Below are 22,242 nucleotides of genomic sequence, written 5' to 3'. Positions count from 1 at the left end.
GCCGCCGTTTCCGGCATCCTCTTGCAAGTTGCTATTGTGTCTTTGTCTCTGAGTTTCTCGTAGCGCCGGTTTTATCCGGCGCTTTTTTTTGGTCTGGTTATGCTGAGACTGATTAGTCAGCCAGAACCCTTGTTGGCGGGAAAAGGATTTCCACAACAGTGCCGCGTCCAGGCGTCGAGTCGATAGCGAACTGGGCGCGGTTGGCTTCGACCATCGCCTTGGTGAGCGGCAGGCCAAGGCCGGTGCCCTCATTGCGCCAGTCGCGCGACTGCTCGCTTTGGCGGCGCTGCGAAGCGTTCACCTGACGGAACGGCTTCAATGCCTGTTCGACTTCAGACTTGGTCATGCCGATACCGGTGTCGCGCACCCGCATGGCCACGTCGCCATTCATCTCATAGCTGGTCGAAACGATCACCTGACCACCGGGCGCGGTAAACCGCACCGCATTGGACAGGAGATTGAGCGCCACCTGCTTGATCGAACGCGCATCGGCGACGATGTCGGGTAGATTGGACTGGAAACTGGAGCGGATGATGATGCGCTCGCGGTTCGCCTGCGGCTGCATCAGCGCAATCGCCTCGGCAATCGCATCGTTGAGCGACACCGCTTCAAACTGCATTTCCAGCGCACCGGCTTCGATCTTGGAAATATCCAGCAGGTCGTTGACGAGCGCCAGCACATGATTGCCCGAGCGGTTGATATCCCGCAGGTAATCGCGATAGCGGTCATTGCCGATGGGGCCGAATTTCTCGTCGGCCATCAGTTCGGAAAAACCGATAATGGCGTTGAGCGGCGTGCGGATTTCATGGCTGATGCGCGCCAGAAAATCGGTCTTCTGGTTGGAGGCGCGTTCGGCCTCCTTGCGCGCATTGGTCAGTTCTTCCTCGGTGCGCTTCCACTGCGTGATATCGCGCAGCACGGCGCAGAAACCACGCTTCTGCGGCAGCTTGCCAATGGTCATGAAGAGCGGGATGAAGCCGCCTTTGGCTTCACGACCGATCACTTCGCGTCCGTCATTGAGCACGCTCAGCACGCCATTGCCCGAAAGTCCGCTCAGATAATCCATCGCGGCGCGCTGGCTTTCAATGGCGAACAGCATAGAGAAGAACTTGCCTTCCGTCTCGTCGCGGTCATAGCCGAAAAGTGCGGATGCCGAATGGTTCATCGACCGGATGCGCCCTTCCGGGTCGATCAGCACCACGCCGTCGGTTGCCGTGTCGAGGATGGTTTTCAACTCATCCACATGGGCTTCCAGCGCCTGCTTTTCTTCGTCGTCCGTGACGGATTGCGGCACGGTTGCCTCGACAGGTGCTGGCGCGGCTGGGGTTTCTGCAACCGGCATGAGGCTCAGCAACAGGGCGCGACCGTCCTGCCAAGCAATCGCATTGAGATGCGCATCGACCGGCTGCTCGCTGCCATCGGCACGACGCAACACCATGCCCTGGCGGGGCGCATTGTCGTCGCTCTCGCTGTTGAACAGCGCTTCCACGCCGCCCGCATGGCGAATGTCTTCAATGGCGTCATAGCCGGTCAGGTCCAGCAGGGCCTGATTGACGTAATGCACTTCATCGCCGGAATGAATGATGACCGGAACCGGCAGATTGGCCAAAAGGGCTGTCTCGTCGATGGCAGCCGGTTCATGCGCGGCATGATCCGCCTGCGGCTCTTCGACCTGTGCAAGGGGGATATCTGCAACCGGTGGAACCGGCGTCGTTTCCGCCGCCACGTCTTGCGTCTCAACGGCAGGCGCCTCGCTCTGTGTGCTGGAAAGTCCCTGTTTGCGCAGGCGATCGGCGATTTCGCGGAACGCATTGCGCTCGGTCTTGGTCAGCCCGCCTTCGGGACGCTGTTCGCGTTCCCTGACTTTCAGGAGCTTCGCCTGATCGGCGGCCACCTTTTCCTGTGCAGCCGCATTCAGAAGGTTGATCACCTTGTCGGAATCGCGACGACCGGCTGTCGGCGCAATATTGAGCGGCGGCTTCGGCAGAATATCACCGGGATGATCGTCATTGGCGATTTCTTCGGTCAGCGCCAGCACGTCGTCATCGGGAGCATCGGCGTTGATGGCATCCTGAATTTCCGGTTTGCGCTTTTGCGGAATGCCTCCGGCCAGAGCGAGGCCGATTTCTTCCGGGTCTTCCACCGCTTCGTCAGGCCGCACGAGACCAAAACCGCGAAAACCGATGAACACGCGATCACGGGAATAGACCGGTAAAGCGGCCAGTTCCACCGGCACGCGCAGATTGGTGCCTTCGACCGGCCACATCAGCCGCTTGCCCGACCAGGTGTCGCGTTTGTTGAGCAGCGAAGCAATGCTGCCATCATGATCGAAGCCGAACACATTGGCGACATCGCTGAAACGGCGTCCGGTGACATCAGCCGCGTTGGGGCCGACGGTTATGCCGAACTCCGGCGAAATTTCGCTGAACACAGCGTCGGCGCTGGTTTTCCAGATGAAGCGGGCAGGCGGCGCATCCCGGTCGAACTGGAAGCCCTGTGGCTTTGGCGTTTCGACTGCGGGTTCGGCGACCGGCTCTTCCCGAAGGGTTGTTTCCTGTTCAGGGAGCATCTCTTCAAGAATTTCTTCCGCGCCTTCAGGCTGCTGGGCAGCTGGCTTCGCCACGGCCTGCGCCGGGGCTTCAGCAACGATGCACAGAAGATGCAGAGCGGGTGCGTCGATCAGCCGGGCAATGGCGCCCGGAACCGACTGGCGGCCAGCGCGGATGCGGCGCTTGACGATGCGGTCAGCCGCATCGGCGACTTCCACGACCAGATCTTCAAGCGTTCCGGCGGAAATATCGAGCGCGGCGAAGCGCGGGCTTGCGGCAATGACCTTGCAGTCGGCATCGATCAGCGCGACATGGGTGTCGTCATCGCTCAGACCGGCAATGATGTCTTCCGCGTCGCTCGATGTGCCGCTGGTGGTCATCGCAAGACCGGCCACGCCATCGGGCAGGACAATATGGGATATCCAGAGACGCGTCAGTTCCGAACGCAGGCCACCGCCAAGACGCACGGACACGGAGCGGGGTTCAGCGCTGTTATCGTCGCTGGCGGCTGCAATCTGCCGGCGTGTTGAGACGGGCAGATCAATGGCGCTGCCGATCATATCCTCGATACGGTCAAAGCCGAACAGCCGGGCTCCGGCACCGTTCACCCAAAGCACAGCCGACAGGTCGCGCGTCAGCACGATCTGCGCATCGCCCTTGGCAAAGCCCTCGCGGATAGTATCCAGCGCGGCAATATCGATGAATGGGTATGATCCAGACATACCGGTCCTTATCTGTTCTTTCGACCGCCCCGTCGTAGCCATTAACCGCCTGTTAATAAGCTCACTGAGGCCGCGGGTCCATATTTCCATACGGTATGAGCCCGATTTTCTGTTTCATTAGTTAATGCCGGAAAGGCAATTTTACAGGTTGCGGTCAATAATCCGGTTGTTCACAGCCAGCCAGCCGCGATGGTTACCAGTCTGTCTAGATTATCGGTGGCATTGGACATTGAATCCGACAATTGGGAATTTCTGAAAAAAAGAGCGCTATAATCGCTTGCAATATGGATCGATTCTCCGTATGTGACCCCCTGTCGGCGGCGCTGAGGCGCTTATCCCGGCAAAGGTACGCGGTCGTAGCTCAGTTGGTTAGAGCGCAGGATTGTGGCTCCTGAGGTCGTTGGTTCAACTCCAACCGACCGTACCATTACTTTCAGCCATTCAACAAAAATTGTGTAACAATATCAACCGCTTAGGCGGATTTTTTATTGTTGGTTCGATCTTAAACGTACCGTTTTGTGATACAAACTGTGCTACAAAATGCGCTACAATGTGTGTCACACTATGTTATCATGCCTATATGGCTGGCTATCGTATCAAAACTGATCCACACCGATATCTGAAAAACCGCGACGGCGTTTATCAGTATGTTCGCCGCGTTCCCACGTCTGTTGCAGACAAGGATAGTCGCGCTCCCATCATCCGCATAAGCCTGAAAACAAACGATCTCGCTCGGGCTATGACGAAGCGCAACGAATACGAATCTGCTGACGACGCGTTATGGGCGATGCTGAAGGCTGGGGCTGATGGCGATAAGGCAAGGGCACTTTATGATGCCGCCATTAAGCGCGCAGAAGCCATCGGAATTTCATATGTGCCAGCCGACAGGCTGCTTTCGTTTACGGATGACGCGCTAGCGGCCCGACTAAACCACGTAACTGGCAATCCGGTTGAAGATGCGGCGATGGTGGGCGCGGCAAGCACCCCGTCGGTGTCCGTGACGCAAGCCCTGAAAATCTATTTTGATGAGATAACTCCCGACGAATTGACGGGTAAGAGCGAAATTCAGAAAAAGCGTTGGCGTGCGCATAAGCAGCGGGCGATCGATCATTTTGTGAAGATTGTTTCAGATAAGGCTATCGCGGACATAACGCGCGAGGACGCCCAGAAATTCTATAAGGTTTGGCTGCAAATGATAACGAAGCCAGCCAAAGGGAAGCAGCCGATATCGGCCAGCATGGGCAACCGCATGATGGGCGGGATGCGCGTTCTCTTTGCTGAGTATTTCAAGCACATGGGCGATAGGGATCGGCCAAACCCTTTCCGCGATTTGAGCTTTGCAGAGAAGGTCGAAAAGTCACGCCCACCGATCCCGACGGATATCATCAAAGGGAAGTTCCTGACCTATGGGCCCCTCGTCAGCTTAAACGAAGAGGCTCGTGGTATAGTCCTGGCCATGATCGAGACGGGCTGTCGACCAAGCGAACTTTGCAACATTACGGCCGAGCACATATTCCTGGCCGACAAGGTTCCGCATATCCTGATTGCGCCCCGAAAAGACGCTGCAGATCCGCGCGAGATTAAAACTGCTTCGTCTGTTCGCAAGCTGCCTTTAGTCGGTATAGCGCATGAGGTTTTTAAGAAGCATAGGAATGGCTTCCCTCGTTACAAAAACAAGGAAGACACACTATCAGCGACGCTGAATAAATATTTCAAGGACAACGAGCTGTTTCCGAAGGGTGCTGGCTATACCGTCTATTCGCTTCGCCACTCATTCGAGGATCGCATGAAAGAGGCTGGCTTAGACGATGAGTTGCGCCGGATGTTGATGGGCCATACAGTTGATCGCCCGCGATATGGCACGGGCGGTTCCTTGGAATGGCGGAAAGAACAGATGGAAAAATTCACGCTGCCGTTCGACGCAGCCGTGATTTGATGCGGTCGCGAATATTATCGTTCGCAGTGAGATTGCGCTGCATGCCTTCCACACGCTCTTAAAGTGGCAATAGATTGTGTTCCGTTTCTGGGAAGCAGGCAATTACACCGGCTATGGCGTCCAACCATCGTTCGGTGTCAGCAAAGGTGTAAGCCGTCATCCTTACTCACCTTCCTGCGATGCGACATGCCCTGCTTTTTCTGCCGCCTCTTGCGCTTCCCGTATGGCTTTCGAAACGTCCTCGTTGGACGCGCTTCCGCCCTCGTAGCTGCCTTGGGCGCGCTCTCCGATGTAAATTTGCGGAATCTGCTGGTAGGCGAGGAATATGGCTACGAGCGCCGCGATGACGATAAATACTCGCTTGTAGTCTCGCGCTGACATCCTCACTCCCTTTCCCGCAGTGCGGCGCGGCCTGCTTCGGTATGCGATAAGCGGTCGGGGAGAGCCATAGCTACTCCTACGAAATGGCTGATTAAATCTTCCCAATTCATGAGCTTTAGCGGAACCATCGAGGGTCCTCCAGCGTTAGAGCGCGGAATGAAATGATGGAGAATTTTGCACATGCTGAAGGGCGGATTGCTTTGGCTCATTGGATTACCCCTCCCTGTAATTCTGGTGCTCTGGTTGATGGGTTACTTGTCCTAATAATCGAATAGCTGGAGAAATAAGATGTCAAATGCACGGTGGCGAGGGTTGGAAATGACAACTCATTTTTATTACATTTCTCAACAACCAGATGGTCTTTGGTCAGTACAAGAAACAGTAACGAACCAACCTGTCTCCCTTCATGGCCAATTGTGCTGTTCTCTCCGGAAGAGAGATGCGGAAGAGCTCGTTGAATACCTAATGAACCTTGATAGAGATATCGCAGCTTAGGTGCTTCGAGCTCTTACTGCCTCCGCGCCCGGCGGCGGTTGTCGTTGGCCGGGCTGCGACGCTGGCGGGGAGCGCCATAGCGGAACCGAACGCAGGTAATGCGCGCCAGTTCGAAAGCGGTGTCGCGCAGCCTCTCAGCCTCGGAATGATAACCGAGCGCTCGGACGGCTTTTGAAATCGATAGGACTTGCGCGGCGTTCGTGCCTTGCTGCTGGAATTCGGCGGCGGTCAGGATGGGTGCCATAGCGGCGTGTGTGATGCATCTGGACATAGGGTCTCCTCGTGTTTTGGTGGGTGCAAAAAACCGTGGCGCAAAAACGCGCAAGGCTGTCATTCTTTGAGGTTCGGGGGCCTAAGCGCCCCGTCGCTATCTTTCGCGCCTCATGCTACAAGCCCCAACCCAACGCCGCACGCGGCAACGCAAAAGGCTACAACAACGGTCATCTCGACCGCTTCGCGTGCCGCATAGCGCAGCCACGGCTGTGGTCGGCCATGCTTGCGGGCCTTGTAGTCAGGGCGGCGCATAGGCTCGGCATTGTAGGCCTTCGGCGCGTCGGTTTCCGTTTCGAACTCGTCGTCGGCGAGCAGCTCAAGCAAAGCGCGATTCATGCTGCAGCCCTCCGGTCTGGTGCCGCCCGATCCGCTGCTGGAACGTTGTCGTTAGCGATAGGCTCAAGGTAGTAAAAGCCCTGATTGCCGCGTCCGCAGCTTTGTTTTGGAATTGTCCATCCGTGGGGTGGCAGCATCTTGCGCAGGCGACTGATTTGCACTCGCACAACGTTTTGCGCGCCATCAGGACCGCCGTTTGGGTCAAAGGCGTAGACGTTGTCGACTAGATCGTCGATGTAGATGCGACGCGGATAAATAGCTGTCAGCGCATCGACGATATTCTTCTGTCCGCGCGGGAGGGGCGCGGCTTCGAGTTCCGTGGCTGGGTTCCGTTCCATTTTACGCAGCCTCCGCCAGATCTACCGGCGTGCAGCAGGCTACGGCGCCGCTCGTCTGGAAAACTTCGAACGTCTCGCCGGGGCACAGGGCAGCGAGACGTGTCGCTTCTGCCAAGGCCTGCTCAAACGAGCCGTGTTCGTATGGCATGGTGGTGAAGACGCCAACGCGGCCAGTCTTCTTGCCGCGGCGGAATACAAAGAATCCGCCGCCGATGATTTCGTTCAGGCGAGGTTTTGAGCTTCTTCTTCTCGGTGCTGTTGCTGACATTTGGGTTTCTCCTCGTGTTTTGGTCGGTGGGTCAGCAGATCAAGCTGGTGAGGCTGTCTTCGTGCTGCTGGGGAGGTATATACGATAAACGTATTAAAAGGTCAAGCCGGAAATACGAAAAGCGTATATGACATAAATATACGATTATGCGATAACGCTTTTATGGATAGCGAAGTAATTAAGTGGTTTGCGGAGGCCTTAGAAGCCAGCGGGCTCACCCAAGAGCAAGTAGCGAAAGAGCTCGGTCTCGGTCGTCAGCCTACCATTAGCGAAATACTCAAAGGCAAGCGTCAGCTTAAAGCTCATGAAATGGTCGTCATGAGCCGATTGAGTGGGTTGCCTATGCCGGATCGCAAATCTGTGATTCCAGTGCTAGGCTATGTCGGGGCAGGTGCGGCTGTATATCCAATTGATGATGGTGATCCGTTATATGAGGTTTCTGTAGCGGCAGCGCTGCCGCAGGGTACGGTCGGCGCTATCGTACGTGGCGACAGCATGTATCCGATATTCGAGGATGGCGACCTAGTTGCCTATTCGGGGAAGGAGTTGACTGCGGACGATGCGCTTGGCCAGACGTGCATGGTTCGCCTTGAGGACGACAGGATGCTAATCAAAACGATCCGCCGCGGATCGGAGCCTGGGCTATTCACGTTATCTAGTACGAATGCACCAGACATAGAAGATGTCCGGATCGTTTGGGCTCGCAAGCTGGTGATACGCATTTCGCGGGAATTCTGGCGCCAGTTTTAATACGCTAATCGGATAGTAGTAAAGGGTCGCTATAGCGGCCCTTTTTTGTAGTCACAGCGGAAAATACGAAAAACGTATGTAATAAGTTGACGAAAATACGAATCGCGTATATAACCTTTCTCATCAACCGGCCCAAAGAAGACCGGAGCACAGAAAAGGAGAATGAGTTGCACAAAGAGAAGCCGGAGCTTCCGCGACCGGACAGATAGTACCAACCTAAGATTGACCGACCAGAAAACACGAGGAGAATGACGATGGACACCAGACCAGCAGACAATGACAACCGCCCACCGTAGGACAATAGGGACGCTGCTAGCCTGAGATGGCTAGTGGCGTGCGACGCATGCTTATTAGCAGGCGTCGGTGGGGACTAGCCGGTTTGTAACGCCAGCCTAGAAATCGAAGGCCAGTTGTCCCGGCCATGACCGCCAATGAGCACACACATGCTCAAGTCGGCCAAATCGCAGACGCACGTAAGCACGAACTGCGATCAACTTAGGTTTCAGCATAAGCCAATACCTCCACGCTCTGACGGTTAAAGCCGCCTCTCAGCGAACGCAGTGATGCGCCGCTTCGCCTACATGAGAACAGCCGAAGCTGCAGAGTGGCTATTTGCTCCCCACCGACGTCTACACATAAGCATGCCGAAAATTGAAACACAACCATGAGGAGAATGACATGCAGATTGTACAAGCTAGAGGCCGGGAAATACCGGTGACAACCCGCAGCAAGAGATACACGCCAGAGCGCGCTCGTGCCGAAGCGCTGTTTAATAAGCCGGCCTTCATTGCGAAGCCGCGTATTCTTGAGGACCAGCCGAAGGTGGCCACCGCTGGCCTCGCCACTCGAGCGATAGCAGTCAAGCCAGCATCGCCGAATGAAACCGAACACGAACGAGTATTCCGCCTCGTGCAGGAGCGGCAGTTTGAAAACGCTGCTCGTATTGCCGCGCGCCTGATCAATGCTGATAATGATGACGGTTTTTTTGTATTCGGCAACACGCAAGAATTCGACAAGGCAAAAGCTTGGCATCGCCGAATGATTATAGATGGCGATCCCCACGCCAATGTACATATCATCACGCCTGAGCGGGCTCAGATCCTTCTGCTGAACAATGAAGGTAACCGCCGAGTGCGGTCCGCCAACCTCGCCAAGATCATGCGCGACATCGCTGATGGCCGGTTTGAGGTTAATGGAGAATCGATCATCGTATGCAAGGATGGATCGATGAATGACGGTCAACATCGTTCATTCGGGGTCCTCCTGACCGGGAAGACGATCGAAACTGTCGTTTCTTATGGCGTAACAAAGCGCTCAATGCGCACAGTAGATATCGGCGATAAGCGTCAGGCAAAGGATCGCCTGTCCCCGTCCTCATATATGGTCGGCACCGTTTGCTGGCCATGCAGTTACTCGGACGCGAAGTGATTGAATGTGAAGTTTACGAGGTCGACGATCTTCGCGCCGAGCTTATGGAGATCGACGAAAATCTTGCACGCGCAGAACTGTCGCCTGCCGAGGAGGCGGCACATATCGGTCGTAGACAGGAGATATGGAAAAAACTTCAATCGGACGGAAACCGTTCGATTGAAAGTAAAGGGAAGATGGACGTGGGCACCGTCCAAAAGAGTTCGCGTCAGAATTGTCTGAGTTAACTGGCGACAGCAAGACGCAGATCAATGTCAAAATCGCCCGTGCCCGCGATCTCGGCTCCGACATCAACCGCATTGTTGGCACCAGCCTTGATAAAGGCGTCGAAATGGACGCCCTAGCAAAACTGCCCACCGAGCAACGCGAAAACCTTATCAACCGAGCAGAGCGTGGCGAAAAGGTTAGCGCACGCCCAGCGCCGGAGCTCAAGCCAATAACCGCCGATAAGGCACTAGAGATTATTGCCGAGGGCACCGCAAAAGCAGTGACATCAAACAAAGCCAGAAAGCGTCAAGCGTTCTGGGATGCATGGGCCGCGCTGGACGAAGCCGATCGGCAGGAATTCGCCGCGATTATCTGGTCGCAGTATAAGACGGCCATCTAAAAAGCAGGCTGTTATGGGTCGGCACCACCCGTTACCCCAGCCTGCCCGTACGTCGCGGTTAACACGAGGAGGGCCGAAGCCGCTTCTACACCGCGATTTCCTTGCCCAGTACCACCCGGGCCGACCAGACAGATGCCGTTAGACGCGGCACTTGTCAACCGTCACCAACCGACACGAGGAGACATGCAGCATTCATCAAGACACGAACTGCAGGCGACTGCCGCCGCGCACCGTAAGAAGGGCGCGTCATTTGGGAAGATCGCGGAATTGATGGGTATTACCAGAGGCCATGCTTGGTCGCTGCTTTCGGAAAGAACGCCCACGCTACCGCCGCCAAGCCCGACTGAGAAGACCGTTGTGCGCCGCACAACTTTTAATGGCGGTTATTCGGGAGGATGCATGGACATTTATGTCTCTCTGCCCCGCATAACCATTTTGGACGGGCCGTTTACAGGCACAGTCCACTAGCCTTTTGAGGCAGGCCGACCGCGAGGATGACGGGGCCGACGACTAACCTCCCTATGAGGAGGCAATCTTGAAAACAAAATACACGCGAACTGGCGAGCGGGACATGACAAACCGCAAGCCTTACCGGACAGCTGCGCAAAAAGCAGAAGCACGTGCGTCGGCACGTCTTATTGACGGCCGTTACGTTTCCAGCGCGCCAGTCACTTACCACCGCGCACCGAAAAGAGGTGCCGCATGACCTGCGAATGCGGTGAATGCTGGGATTGCCGCTACCAACGGCATACCGCAATCAACACGAGGAGCTCACATGGCACGCAACCGCAACCAACCAAACCAAAACACGAGGATGAGATATGCGAATTCAAAAAGCTGGTGATATTTACCTGAATGAAGTTGGCTCGCCCGTTCGAACGTATCAGCGTTCTTTTGAGTATCGGGATATTTCGGATGGCAAACTGAAAGCCGTTGATGATCTGATGCTGGAAATTGACGCACATCAGTTCGTCAACGAGACAAGTGCGCGTAGGATCGGATTTGTTGACGGGTATTACCGACAATACGACGCTTCTAACGATAATTTGCAGGTGCCGGTGAGCGAGTATCACCCACGGATGAAGGGTGATCACGAATATCGAACCGACACCAGGTTTGAACGCGATGAAAACGGCAAGTACACCCTTCGTGCAGTGGAGCCGACAAAGGAAGATGAAAAGCCGAAGATTATCCGCACTCCCGAAGATCGAGCATCTGGCCGAGATTTCGCTGGAAATAAGAGAACCATAGAAAGGCGGGCTCTCACACGACTGCGAAAGAAAATCGAAAAACGCCAATCCATTGGTGATCCGAACTGCGTTCAATCGCGTGATGAGGATTTCCCGCTCCTTGCGGTCCTGCGCAGGGATAAGCGCCCAGATCTGATTGCAGCGGTATTGCAGTATCGTCAGTTGGTGGCGTTGTGCGAATCCGAGCCTCTGAAGGGCCAGAGCTATGGCGGGGCCGATGGCTCGGCTACGGTGTTTTATTCAAGCTTTGAAGATGGGGAACTGGTTCACTCGTCGAAGGTGCGGCGGTCTAAATCCGCTTACGACATTCCTGCGGTTCGGGTTCGAGCGTCAGTTATCAATGATCGAGGGGAGCAGGTGTCAGGTCGAACCGAGAGCCTGCACGTTAAACTAAACGAGGACACACTCGCTGACTATATCGACAAGAAGCCCGTACTGGCACGCATCAGGTCGGCCCTGGGCGCTTTGCTGGACCCGGTTGAAGACGCCGTTCTCGGTGGGCAAACTTTACAAGCTGTCGGCGAAGCTGAGGGGTTTAAGGGAACAGCAGCATCATTGGCCGGGAAAGGGCTCGTTTATCGTGGCCTTACGGTTCTTGATGGATTTTTTTCGCATCAAAAACCCAAGGCGGATAACGATAACTATCCGATAAATAACAACAAATCAGTATCATTTTAAGTAACGCGCACTCAAGTCACCTATGGGTGAGAAGAGACTAGAAGATTGGCCCGCCGTGTGCGGGCCTTTTTATTGGGCGTTCTATGCCCCCCGGTCCACGACCGGGTAACTATTCCAGCGCCGTTTCTCCTCCGGCGGCTGGTTCGGCGGGTTGAGCCTATTGCGGTAGGCTCCCCGCCGATGGTTTTATCGGTATCGACTGCCGCGGCCCTTCATTAGCATGCATGCAACCAAGGCCACGAGTCCGACGGATGCCCATGCCGATGCTGTGCCGGGATTTTCGCGTGCGTATTGCACAGCACGTTGACCATGTTCACGTGCGCCTTCGGCCAGCACATTCACAGCGTCTTTCGTGGACGCGAGGGCGTCGTCGGTTGCGCCGGATAGATTTCCGAGATGATCTGACAGTCGGGACGATAGGCTGCTGATTTCCTTGCGCAGTGCGTCGATCTGTTCGGAAAGCATGCCCTCGGTGGTCTGTGCCATTTCATTCTCCTTTTCGATTACGAGGAGAGAACGGGAATGTGCATTCAATTGTTCCATTCTATTTCAGCGGGCGAAAGCGCTGGTTTGCTCGCCGGTCTCATAAGCCGGATATGATCGGTTCGATCCCGATGCGCGCAACCAATTTAGGAGCAGCTGACTCTTAAGCAGCTGTGCGAAGGTAAGCATGGCCAGACTTGATCAGCGCAGCACCGAAGCAGCTGCTTACCGCAAGCTTTACAAGACATCACGCTGGCAGCGCTTATCCCTGATTGCCAGAACCCGGGCGCAACGCCGCAGAAGACTGGCGTCCCCGGGATCAAGCAGCGCACCTTTACCGGCTCCGGTAAGTTCGTGGCGGGCGCGAACTCCGCGTACTTTATCGGCAAGGTGAACGACGCCGCGATTTTCAACGCGATCGTAATTGTTCCTGGCCTTGGTTCGTATGAAGGCCCGTGGTTCGTGACGGACTTTGAATTCTCCGGCGAGCAGGAAGGCAATATGGACTTCAGCGCTACATTCGAAGCGGCAGGCCCGCTCACGTTTGAGGCTGAGGTCACTCCATGAAGCCTGAAGTGAACGGCGCGCGGGGTGAAGTCGAGCTAAAGATTGCGGACATCGATCTGGTAATCGCGGCTACGATGGGCGGCTTGTCTGTGGTCTCCACTCGACTGGAATGCAAGTCATTGCAGGATTTGTTTGTGCGCCTGTCAGGTACAGAGGTCGCAGCGACGCGTGTCGCTATCGGCGCGTTGACCGTCAAAGGAGATGCTGAACAGGCGCTGGAAAAGCTCAAGCTCAAGCATTTCCCAGCAATCGCCGAAGCTTTTTCCAAGGCGCTCGCTCATCATTTCGAGGATGATGAGGGAAACGCCGAAGCCGCCAAGACGGCAAAGTAGAACCTTTCCCTTGGCGGCAGTGGCAAGCCGCAGCGTATGGCGCATTACGTTGGACGCCAGAAACATTCTGGCGTTCAACTCTTACTGAGCTCGTGATCGCCATTGATGGATATTGCGAAGCGAAGGGCATCAAAAAGGCATCATCTGGTCCGTCGCAGGACGACCTGGACGCACTGCTGGCGAAGTATGGGTGATGATGATATCACGGCAAATGATATGTCTTTCCAAGCAGTGCACCACTGGTAATAGACAGGCTTGTGTAGTCCTGTTTATATTGACTATCTAGCGGCCAAGCCGTATATAAAGGTCACTTCAAGGGTCTAGCTGAACCTCCTAATCAGTGAATACGGAAAGCTCGCAGGGGTGATGACCTAGCGGGCTTTCTCCGTATTTGACCACCAGATACGACGGGTATCTGGTGGGTATTTCAACTACTAACGCTTAAAGCGGTCGTAGATCTGGATGGCTGCCCACATGGCTGTCGGCAAGGCCAGAACCAGTATAGCTACTTCAAGGATTGTGAACCTCCTTTCTATACAGGCAGGGTTGGATTATCCCTTGATGAGGGGGATCCCCCAGCCATACACGCCGCACTTTGTCCCGTGCCATTATGCAACTCTCCTGTGTATGACTGTTGCCATATGGATTTTATCGCAAGTATCGCGAGAAAAGAGCAAGCCTCAGCACATCAAAATAGTTTCGTATCAACATGTTTCGAAAAAATATATAAAAAAAACAATAATTTACGTAACTACTATACTGACACGCATCCGGACTGATTTCCGCATAAAAGACGCGAATCACGCGCAATAAGGATACGTGACTCAACAAAAAAGCCCCGCTTCGGCGGGGCTGCTTACTTGCTGCATGGTGCGGCGAGTGGTTTAAACCACTCCTGAATCGTTTTGCGATGCCAAATTATCCCGTAAAGATTCAAGGCTCTCGAGCAACTCTTCGTTTGCGTCGTCTTTCGTCTGGAAAAGCTTAATGATGGCGTTTGAAAAAGCTAATTGGTCGCTATTGCTTATAGGAACGCCGCGTAAAAATTCTCCGCCAATATGACTAATCGTTCTTCGGCATACTGCCCACGATAGCGTCGACCTCCTTACGGATCGATTCAAAGTTTTTATATTCGAACTCGCTAATTGATTTGACTGTGGATGCGTTGCGGTTAACGGCTGAGGAAAAATCTGCAACCTGCGCTTCAGAAAGTTTGCCGCCCTTTAAGATTTCAACCAATATGGATGTAAGACTACGGAAAAGATCTTGCGCCTCATCCCATTTTATCCCGCGATTAATCAAGAGGCGCATAGCCTCAGCGCGCGACGGGATATGATTCCGATATCGCCACTCATCGATAACTTTGGCTTCTGACGCCGTCACCATAAACGGTAGGCGTACATCTTTTGGTTCGTCAGTCATGGGTACAAGATGACACAGTTGTAGCGTTTGCACAAGTTGACTTGACAAACGTTGTTTCTCTTGTAGCATTTGGTTCACTTGTGCAAATCGCACAAGCGGCTGGCATCGCGGTGCAACGCGAAAACCAGCCTAGCTCCAGATAAGGATTGGACCATGACCAGAGCTAATGTGGTTGATACCAGAAGAACGTTTACAATTGCAGACCTAAACACAGAAATTGACGATGAACCTCGCATCAAGGACCTGCGGCTAGGTGAAGGATTGGGCTTTTCCCGCCCACGCGCAATTCGTCAAATAATTGAAAGAAATCTCGCAGAATTAGAGACTTACGGTTCTAGCGCCACACGGCGTGGCGCTTACCGAGGCCAGCCATTTTCAGAATATTACTTGAACGAGGGTCAAGCGCTTCTCATCTGCATGTTCGCCAAGACGGTTGCAGCCGCAGCCGTCCGTAAAGCCCTGATCGACGTTTTCATGGAATACCGGCGCGGCAAGGTTGGGAAACCCGTCCACGTTCGCGAGCACGATCGCCGCACATCAACCAAGGTCGATGACGCTATCAAACTCAAGCGCAATATCGACAGACTCGAAACGGTTGCGGACACGATTGCTCCGAAGCCTCAAAATGTCTGCGCGATGATTATCGACGGCGAGCCTGTCTGGGTTGATATCAATAAGTACGATGGATCGGGCATGCGATTGCCAAGGATGGCCCCGGCGCCAACCACGACGCCAACCTGACGCCGATACTCGAAGCCATGTGCGGTTCGTGGGTGGAGCGTGTTGACGGCGAATTCCCGATTGCGGGCGCTCCGCAGGCCAACGTTGCAACCATCACCGACGCAGACATCAAGCGTGGTGCACCGCTTCGCTTCAGCGCGAAACGCAAGCGCACCGAGCTAATCAACACGGTCGCGGCCTCTTACGTTTCGCCGGATGACTTCTATGAAACGAAGGACGCCGCAACCCGTATCGATGCCGGTGCATTGGCTGAAGATCGCGAAACGCTTGCCAGCGCCATTCCATATGCAGCCGTCACTGACGTGCGGCAGGTGGACAGGCTGGCAGACATTGCCATTCGCGGCGCTCGTTATCAGGCATCAGCGGAAATCGTCGTTCATCCGAAATTCCTCGACACGATCAAAGAAGGCCGGTGGGTTCGCTGGAATAGCGCCAAGTATGGCGACCGCACGTTTCAGGTTCTGACGCGGCAGCTTGGCGGGATCAATACTGATGGTGCCCGCGACATATCCCTCTCGTTGCAGCAGATCAGTAATGGCGTTTTTGATCCGACAGCCTACGAAACAAACCCGCCGAACATCATCGTAATCCCACCACCGCAATATCTGGCCGAGGTGCAAAATTTCTTCGCCATTCCAATTGTTGTCGTTGCAGATGGACAAGGCGAACTGCCCGCTGTGCGGCTAATCTGGGATCCGATTGATGATATCTCGGTCGTCGGCGTCGATATCGAATATTGGCCAGCGAACGACCCGTCGCAGGTGTTTACCAAGTTCGTGACTTGGGACGTAATCAACGTCCCAATAGTTGAAGGCCTGACTTCGCTGACTGACTGGTTCGTCCGGACTCGGTTGCGTGTCGACAATGGCCGGTCGGTCGCTTGGTCGACAGAAACGCCATTCACGACACTTAAGGCGGCAGGCGATGATAGCCCAGTCGATTACGAGCGCCTCGACGGTGACGTGAAAGGCCTCATCAACTGGATGACAGGCGACCGACGCGAGATTATCCGTCAAGCTCAGGAAAACGCCACCAAGACCGCTGACGGCATGCTGGCCGGTTATGCTGATAGTCGTTCTCTTCGCCGCGAACTTGCCAGCACCTACGGCAAGGCAAAGGCTTCGTGGTCCGAAGACATCTATGTGGCTACCGGGCCAAACAGCGCCATTGTCCAGCAACTGACCCAGTTGAACGCCGAACTTGACGATAAGGCGGATGCCAGTGTCGTGACGCTTCTGTCTACGCGAGTGGATAATGTCGAAGGGCAGTACACAGCCGTCGCAGATGCGATCACTGACGTGAATGCCTCGGTTGACGGAACCGTGGCTAACTCTGGCTGGCGCATGACATCCACAGTCGGCGGCGGTGGCACTTCGGCCAGAATATCTGCCTATGCCCGCATCAACACTGGCGACACTTGGAAACAGGCAGGCTGGTTCATCAATGTCACGCCGACGGGAAGTCAGTTCATTGTTGTGTCCAACCAGTTTGCGATTGCCGATCCGAACAATAACGGCACCTTCACTTATCCGTTCGTTGTGCAGAATGGGCAGGTCTACATTCAGAATGCCCGTCTCGGAACGCTGTATTTCGACGTGCTTCAGTCCAACAACGGCAAGATGATCATGCGCGGTTATGACAACTTTGCCGATCTGCGGATATTCACATGACCCAGACATTCATTGGCTACAAACCGGGTGTCGGCCCGGTTCTGAAGTGCCTGAAATATGACACGGATGATCCACTGACGCTGGCAAACACGGCATTTGACAGGTTCTTCTTCAATTCGGAGACACAGAACCTGTCCTATGTCTTTCCGACGAACCCGTTTTTCTATCGTTCGGCAGAGCTATCCACCCTCCCGGCGAGCTTCAACATCACCAATGATCGGGGCAATGTCGTTATCTCAGGTAGCAATATTGGCAGTACGGGTGACGCGTTTTTTAACGTCAATACGTTCTATCGAATAACAAATGCGTACCCAAATATGGGGTATGTTCCGATGTCTGAATTCAGACAGGTTGATCTTCTGACCAATCGAGTTGAATGCGGTGCTTTTCAAAGCTACTACGCACTGGTCGGATCGACAAACCACAACGTTGTCACAGCAAGACAGTTTTATACTGTCATGGGAAGATTGGTTGGGACCACTAGCGGACAAACGACTTTCCCGACGGTCTACAATGGGATTATCAGCAGTTCACAATCCGGTTTCGTTGGGATGGGCGAGTGGTTTGTTTGGAAACAGCAGTTAATCTATAACGACAATAGAAATCCCAACGCCATTTATCCAAGTGTATGGGACTTGCCCGCCGACGCATCGGCCATGCGGACTTATACATCTGCTCCGAACCTCTTGTCGCTGGAGGCGAGTTCCAGCCGGTTTGTGCTGTCCAGACCAGGCTATGATGTGAACACGACCAATGAGTTCGGCACGATCATAAGCTCCAACAATCGTTCACCGGCTCTCTGCGTCATGAACGGAACTGAAAATAGTATCCCGGCCAATGGATCGAGAACGATTGCAGCACCGGCTGGCGTCATTCTCTCGCAAAGGGCGGTTGTTGACGTGATGTTTCGTGTCTCCGGGCAAACGTGGCGCGTACCTGGGCTGCTGACCGATACAACGGCGGCGGGAACTTGGCAGCTGTCCTATGCCGTGTCAGGCAACAGCATCACGTTCTACAATTCTGAGAAAGACGCGGTTGACCTGCGGTACGTCGTCTTCAACGTGGATGACCAGCCGAAATCGACGGGCGGCAATCAGGTCATCTTCCGTGGCAATGATGGATTGCGTGACTATGTGCAAATCAAAAAGCCGGGCACAAGTGACCCGGCAAGCCGTCCGAACGATATCTTGTTTGACAGCCGCTATCCGCAATTCCAGATCATCGAACAGGGCTTTATCCCGATATCGAGCTTTGGCAATTCGTCGGCAGGGGACGCGGTATATAAGGGCGCGAGAACCTATCGGCTTAACTTCAACAATGCCGGTTTTGTGCCTTACCTGAAATATTCAACCGTGTTCCCGAACTGCGTCACGACGCCGATCTACAGAGCCGAGCGCGGGGTAGACGTTTCCAACATTTCCATGCTGGCCGAAGTAAACGACACCTATGTCGATTTCTTCTGCTCGCCAGACAGCGGTTGGTCCGATGCTTTCAGTCAGGCTGGCAGCTGGACGCGCCCTGATTACGGTGCCCGTATTCAGGGTGTCCGGTACTACATCTTCGGCATAACGCCCAACTGATCTCAGGAGAAAAATCTATGGCTACTTTGTCCGACTACATGTCGGGAACGATTTCGCTCGCCAATGGGTCAGTGACGGTAACCGGTACCGGGACGCTGTTCGAGGTAACGCGGTTTCGCGAAGGTGACACGCTTCAAATCCAGAACCTGACGGCTGTCATTGCCAGTGTCGACAGCGACACCCAGCTGACGCTTACCGAACCTTGGACGGGAGTGGACATTGTTGACGGCGCATATCGTGCGCGACAGCTTGGCGACGGCACGCGGGTTTCGACGCAAGCCGCAACCATTATCGAACTGCTTGGCAATGGCGTGTTGATGAACTTGGCCGAACTCGGCGTCGAGGAAGGGAAGGTGCCAGTCGGTGGGCCGACGGGTGAGTATGAGTTGACGGACTTCGTTCAGGACCCGAACGGCAATCTTGCGGAACTGGCCGCGCTTGTACTGGCTGCTCGCCAAATTCTGCAAACCGATGAGGCCGGGGCGCTCAAGCAGATAGCGCTAGCTGCAAACAAAGCCCTCGTGACAGATGCTAACGGCGATGTGGTGCCGATTGATATCGGAACGCTTGGCCGCATCTTGCTTGCACTCGCGACCGGCACAAATGCGCAATACATCCAAGGCGACGGAACGTTGCAGGCCAAGGCTGGCTTGCCGGTCAGCACAGCAACGCAAACAGCGCTGAACGCAAAGGCTAGTCGGAGCGGCGATACCTTTACAGGCGATGTCACAATTGCAAAAAATGAGGCCCGCATAGCGTTGGTTTCAGCCGGGTTCGTCTACGGCACAACGATTGAGGCTTCGGTTTCCGATGTGTCGAACTTCGGCCTTCGCTTCCTCGACAGCGGTACGGAAAAAGTACGCATCGGCGGAAGTGGAGCGCCGTCAATTCAGGTTTACGGCAATGCTTCAATTTCCGGCACGATTTCAAAGGGCGGCGGCACATTCACAATTGACCACCCGCTTGATCCGTACAATCGCAACCTTCGCCATGGCTTCGTTGAAGCGCCTCGTTATGACCTGATTTATCGAGGCACTACGCAGCTTGTGAGTGGTCGCGCTACCGTCGATATCGACGCCGCCAGCAACCTAACGCCCGGTACTTTTGCCGCGCTCACCACGAATGCGCTTGTTACCAGTCTGCAAAACCAGGACGGTTTTGCGCGGCTGAAACCGGGGGCGATCAACGGCGGGGCTTTCGAAATCATCAGCGAGGATGACAACTGTATCGATCATGTTTCGTGGGTCGTAATTGCTGAGCGCAATGACCCGTTCGTCAAATCTGACCTTGATCAGAACACCGATAGCGAGGGCCGCTTCGTGCCAGAGTTCGAAAAGGAAGATGCATAATGTCTGCCACAGAAAAAGTTATCGACAGCAACCGCATTGGGAAGAAGGGCTACCCGATGCACTATGCCGCACTCGGTCTTGAGCCTCCGATGAAGACCGTTCCGGTTGAAGACGGAGTGCCGCAATTTAGCCACCCTGGATTAACACCTGAAGCGATTGAAAAGCTGGAAAAAGGATAAAGGCTGCGTTACTCGATGGGGTGTTGTCCAAATCCTCTCCAGTTCAAAGTGTGTAAATGACCGAAATTAAGACGCTGAAATCTAAAATTGTTTACGAAAATCGCTGGATGAAAGTTCGCGAAGACGCGATCCGTTACCCTGACGGCAGCGAAAGTATCTATGGGGTCGTCGACAAACATGATGCAGCGATGGTTTTCGCGTTGGACGATGATAACAACGTCTATTTAGTTGAACAGTTTCGTTATCCAGTCGGTCAACGGTTTTGGGAACTGCCCCAGGGTGCTTGGCAAGGTCAAGATGGTGTTGACCCTCTTACTCTTGCGCACGGCGAATTGCAGGAGGAAACTGGGTTAACTGCTGGAAGAATGACCTTCATTGGGCAGACTTTTGAGGCGTACGGCTTCGCGGCACATAAGTGTCACATCTTTTTGGCTCAAGATCTTCACCCCGGTCGGCAGAGCCTTGATGCTGAAGAGCAGGGATTAATCTGTCGCCGTTTTCAGGTAGGTGAGGCTGTTGACATGATTTTCAGAGGTGAAATCAGAGACGCTGGCACGATTGCCGCGTTCGGATTGTTGCGCTTGAAAAATATAATCTAGGATCATTCAAGAATTTGCAGAGCCGTCCAGTGAGACGGCTTTTTCTTTACCGAAAGGGAAAAAGAAACCCCGGATGGAGGTCCATACCGGGGTTCTGCGCACCGTTCTGAAAGCGGGAACTCCGATTGGTGCGCGATAAAACAATATCGCAGCCTCAGGAAATTACAATGTCACGGCCTGTCACATTCTGGCACTCCGCCGTTTCTAATCTCAGGAAAACACCATGAACTTGTATCTAGGCGATACCCGCCTTTCGGCTATGCTGAAAGGAAAAGCCCCGGCAAGGTTTCATTAACCGGGGGCAGGCGCCTTGGGAAATCTAGCTGAAAGCAACGATAAGCGCCCCGTCCCACATTAAAGGCACGATTGTTAAGATTTTAATTCCTGCTCAAAAAAAACCTCGGTGCGCGGAACGTCACATCCGAGGTAGCGCTGCAAGGGAGGGTAACCTCAGCGCGCTAACCCCAATTATCTCACAATTTAAAGTATAAACAACTGGCGGCTGTAGTGTTTACAGCGTCCATCCGTACATAGCGAGAGCAACGCCGCCGACCGCACCGATGACTGTCCATCCAATCATGCTGATACCCATGAAGCTGTGATACGTGTCCGCTGAAATCTTCTTGAAAGCCGCAACCGCCAAAAGGTTTGCTAATGCGCCAGCAATGAGACCGATACCGTTTGCGACATATGCCGCTGGATGAAGTGCCATGGTCTGCATAAAATACGGTCTCAGCAGGAAAGTCGCTCCCAGCATACCTGCGATCAACACAAAAACGGAAACCATTCCGAAACCGGACCATCTTACGAGCATTTGGTGAATTACCTTTGTCTTGGAGAAGATCAGGCGGTAATGGCCCTTGCTCGCTCACCGGGCAACCCACCGATGACAAAATCCTCAAGAAAAACCCCGGAACAAGCCAGGGCTATTTGTCAGCGAACCTGCAGTACCTCGCCGGAATACCGGTCGATGACTACCCGCATTTCATCATCATAACGGTCCACTCCACGGACGATATAGACATTGCGTTTACGTGAGACGCTGTCAATTTCATCCATACCCTCTCTCTGAGCGATGCGTGCCGCACGACGTTCGCTGATATCTTCGCGATATCGCGGGCGATCACTTTCAGGTTCTACTAGGCGGATGCCGTTCGGGCCGATTTCTATACTCTGCGCATGCGCAGGAAGAGCGGAAGCCAATACTGTTATCAGTGCTGCGAAAGCTGCAGTTTTGTACATTGTCTATCCAACATTCAGTGGTTCATATCGCCCGCCAATTACCGGCGATTGTGTACAACGGCCCGAT

Annotated in this window: 23 protein-coding genes, 1 tRNA gene and 1 pseudogene; 15 read left to right on the top strand and 10 right to left on the bottom strand. The window is 54.2% G+C overall.

Annotation, left to right across the window (positions count from 1 at the left end):
* Nucleotides 1-112: 112 nt before the first annotated feature.
* Nucleotides 113-3,271: a cell-division control histidine kinase PdhS gene (gene pdhS / locus QLQ11_RS15665; RefSeq protein WP_109367050.1), complete on the bottom strand. Its 3,159-nt coding sequence runs from the start codon at nucleotides 3,269-3,271 to the stop codon at nucleotides 113-115.
* A 350-nt stretch (nucleotides 3,272-3,621) separates the two neighbouring features.
* Between pdhS and QLQ11_RS15660 the strand changes: the two genes are divergently transcribed.
* Together QLQ11_RS15660 and QLQ11_RS15655 are read left to right on the top strand one after the other, a co-directional pair.
* Nucleotides 3,622-3,698, top strand: a tRNA-His gene (locus QLQ11_RS15660).
* Nucleotides 3,699-3,851: 153 nt separating this feature from the next.
* A complete protein-coding gene (locus QLQ11_RS15655) occupies nucleotides 3,852-5,207 on the top strand; it encodes a site-specific integrase (protein ID WP_319080784.1) in 1,356 nt (451 codons plus the stop codon).
* Between the two features lie 162 nt (nucleotides 5,208-5,369).
* Here QLQ11_RS15655 and QLQ11_RS15650 read toward each other — a convergent pair whose 3' ends face one another.
* The 5 genes from QLQ11_RS15650 to QLQ11_RS15630 all read right to left on the bottom strand — a co-directional run bounded on the left by QLQ11_RS15650 (nucleotide 5,370) and on the right by QLQ11_RS15630 (nucleotide 7,298).
* Nucleotides 5,370-5,588 (bottom strand): hypothetical protein, encoded by a 219-nt coding sequence (locus QLQ11_RS15650; RefSeq protein WP_124916080.1) that lies wholly within the window; start codon nucleotides 5,586-5,588, stop codon nucleotides 5,370-5,372.
* A 508-nt stretch (nucleotides 5,589-6,096) separates the two neighbouring features.
* The gene (locus QLQ11_RS15645) at nucleotides 6,097-6,354 is read right to left on the bottom strand and encodes a hypothetical protein (protein WP_283736208.1); all 258 of its coding nucleotides are present in this window, start codon (nucleotides 6,352-6,354) and stop codon (nucleotides 6,097-6,099) included.
* Nucleotides 6,355-6,464: 110 nt separating this feature from the next.
* Nucleotides 6,465-6,692: a hypothetical protein gene (locus QLQ11_RS15640; RefSeq protein WP_266035548.1), complete on the bottom strand. Its 228-nt coding sequence runs from the start codon at nucleotides 6,690-6,692 to the stop codon at nucleotides 6,465-6,467.
* Nucleotides 6,689-7,030 carry a helix-turn-helix domain-containing protein gene (locus tag QLQ11_RS15635; RefSeq protein ID WP_283736207.1) on the bottom strand — a complete coding sequence of 114 codons (342 nt, stop codon included), beginning with the start codon at nucleotides 7,028-7,030 and terminating at the stop codon, nucleotides 6,689-6,691. Before QLQ11_RS15635 ends, QLQ11_RS15640 begins: the two co-directional genes overlap by 4 nt.
* A 1-nt stretch (nucleotide 7,031) precedes the next feature.
* Complete coding sequence (locus QLQ11_RS15630) at nucleotides 7,032-7,298, bottom strand: hypothetical protein (protein ID WP_283736206.1); 267 nt, start codon at nucleotides 7,296-7,298, stop codon at nucleotides 7,032-7,034.
* A 162-nt stretch (nucleotides 7,299-7,460) separates the two neighbouring features.
* Between QLQ11_RS15630 and QLQ11_RS15625 the strand changes: the two genes are divergently transcribed.
* From QLQ11_RS15625 to QLQ11_RS15610, 4 genes are all read left to right on the top strand, one after another.
* A complete protein-coding gene (locus QLQ11_RS15625; RefSeq protein ID WP_109367056.1) occupies nucleotides 7,461-8,048 on the top strand; it encodes a S24 family peptidase in 588 nt (195 codons plus the stop codon).
* 678 nt (nucleotides 8,049-8,726) lie between these two features.
* Nucleotides 8,727-9,476, top strand: a complete 750-nt coding sequence (locus QLQ11_RS15620) for a hypothetical protein (protein WP_283736205.1) — start codon at nucleotides 8,727-8,729, stop codon at nucleotides 9,474-9,476.
* A gap of 214 nt (nucleotides 9,477-9,690) precedes the next feature.
* Nucleotides 9,691-10,083, top strand: a complete 393-nt coding sequence (locus QLQ11_RS15615; protein WP_283736204.1) for a hypothetical protein — start codon at nucleotides 9,691-9,693, stop codon at nucleotides 10,081-10,083.
* An 821-nt stretch (nucleotides 10,084-10,904) separates the two neighbouring features.
* Entirely contained in the window at nucleotides 10,905-12,011 is a 1,107-nt protein-coding gene (locus tag QLQ11_RS15610; protein ID WP_283736203.1) for a hypothetical protein, read from the top strand.
* 186 nt (nucleotides 12,012-12,197) lie between these two features.
* On the opposite strand, the gene QLQ11_RS15605 is transcribed toward QLQ11_RS15610, so the two are convergent.
* Entirely contained in the window at nucleotides 12,198-12,497 is a 300-nt protein-coding gene (locus QLQ11_RS15605; RefSeq protein WP_241084472.1) for a hypothetical protein, read from the bottom strand.
* A 243-nt stretch (nucleotides 12,498-12,740) separates the two neighbouring features.
* Here QLQ11_RS15605 and QLQ11_RS15600 point away from each other — a divergent pair, with 243 nt between their 5' ends.
* The 3 genes and pseudogenes from QLQ11_RS15600 to QLQ11_RS15590 form a co-directional block, all read left to right on the top strand.
* Entirely contained in the window at nucleotides 12,741-13,061 is a 321-nt protein-coding gene (locus QLQ11_RS15600) for a phage tail tube protein (protein WP_349496910.1), read from the top strand.
* Entirely contained in the window at nucleotides 13,058-13,393 is a 336-nt protein-coding gene (locus QLQ11_RS15595) for a hypothetical protein (RefSeq protein ID WP_371835964.1), read from the top strand. The genes QLQ11_RS15600 and QLQ11_RS15595 overlap by 4 nt, the downstream gene beginning before the upstream one ends.
* Nucleotides 13,394-13,410: 17 nt before the next feature.
* Nucleotides 13,411-13,587: pseudogene (locus tag QLQ11_RS15590) on the top strand (phage tail assembly chaperone); the annotation flags it as partial.
* An 868-nt stretch (nucleotides 13,588-14,455) separates the two neighbouring features.
* On the opposite strand, the gene QLQ11_RS15585 reads toward QLQ11_RS15590, so the two are convergent.
* Nucleotides 14,456-14,815 carry a hypothetical protein gene (locus QLQ11_RS15585; RefSeq protein WP_283736201.1) on the bottom strand — a complete coding sequence of 120 codons (360 nt, stop codon included), beginning with the start codon at nucleotides 14,813-14,815 and terminating at the stop codon, nucleotides 14,456-14,458.
* 153 nt (nucleotides 14,816-14,968) lie between these two features.
* Between QLQ11_RS15585 and QLQ11_RS15580 the strand changes: the two genes are divergently transcribed.
* From QLQ11_RS15580 to QLQ11_RS15555, 6 genes are read left to right on the top strand one after another with little or no spacing between them, the layout of a single operon-like run.
* On the top strand, nucleotides 14,969-15,556 hold the full coding sequence (locus QLQ11_RS15580; protein ID WP_283736200.1) for a hypothetical protein: 588 nt from the start codon (nucleotides 14,969-14,971) through the stop codon (nucleotides 15,554-15,556).
* Nucleotides 15,557-15,573: 17 nt separating this feature from the next.
* Nucleotides 15,574-17,226, top strand: coding sequence for a DUF1983 domain-containing protein (locus tag QLQ11_RS15575; protein ID WP_283736199.1), 1,653 nt, complete (start codon nucleotides 15,574-15,576; stop codon nucleotides 17,224-17,226).
* Nucleotides 17,223-18,806, top strand: coding sequence for a hypothetical protein (locus QLQ11_RS15570; protein WP_371835963.1), 1,584 nt, complete (start codon nucleotides 17,223-17,225; stop codon nucleotides 18,804-18,806). The genes QLQ11_RS15575 and QLQ11_RS15570 overlap by 4 nt, the downstream gene beginning before the upstream one ends.
* Before the next feature lie 17 nt (nucleotides 18,807-18,823).
* A complete protein-coding gene (locus tag QLQ11_RS15565) occupies nucleotides 18,824-20,155 on the top strand; it encodes a hypothetical protein (RefSeq protein WP_283736196.1) in 1,332 nt (443 codons plus the stop codon).
* On the top strand, nucleotides 20,155-20,334 hold the full coding sequence (locus QLQ11_RS15560) for a hypothetical protein (protein WP_283736195.1): 180 nt from the start codon (nucleotides 20,155-20,157) through the stop codon (nucleotides 20,332-20,334). The genes QLQ11_RS15565 and QLQ11_RS15560 overlap by 1 nt, the downstream gene beginning before the upstream one ends.
* A gap of 56 nt (nucleotides 20,335-20,390) precedes the next feature.
* Complete coding sequence (locus tag QLQ11_RS15555; protein WP_124916265.1) at nucleotides 20,391-20,933, top strand: NUDIX hydrolase; 543 nt, start codon at nucleotides 20,391-20,393, stop codon at nucleotides 20,931-20,933.
* Between the two features lie 511 nt (nucleotides 20,934-21,444).
* Here the strand turns inward: QLQ11_RS15555 and QLQ11_RS15550 are convergent.
* Together QLQ11_RS15550 and QLQ11_RS15545 are read right to left on the bottom strand one after the other, a co-directional pair.
* Complete coding sequence (locus tag QLQ11_RS15550; RefSeq protein ID WP_283736194.1) at nucleotides 21,445-21,720, bottom strand: hypothetical protein; 276 nt, start codon at nucleotides 21,718-21,720, stop codon at nucleotides 21,445-21,447.
* A 146-nt stretch (nucleotides 21,721-21,866) separates the two neighbouring features.
* Nucleotides 21,867-22,175, bottom strand: coding sequence for a PepSY domain-containing protein (locus tag QLQ11_RS15545; RefSeq protein ID WP_121538146.1), 309 nt, complete (start codon nucleotides 22,173-22,175; stop codon nucleotides 21,867-21,869).
* Nucleotides 22,176-22,242 lie beyond the last annotated feature (67 nt).

It is taken from the genome of Ochrobactrum sp. SSR (assembly GCF_030067775.1).
Taxonomy (GTDB): domain Bacteria; phylum Pseudomonadota; class Alphaproteobacteria; order Rhizobiales; family Rhizobiaceae; genus Brucella; species Brucella teleogrylli.
This window is presented reverse-complemented; position numbering and strand designations above follow the sequence as displayed.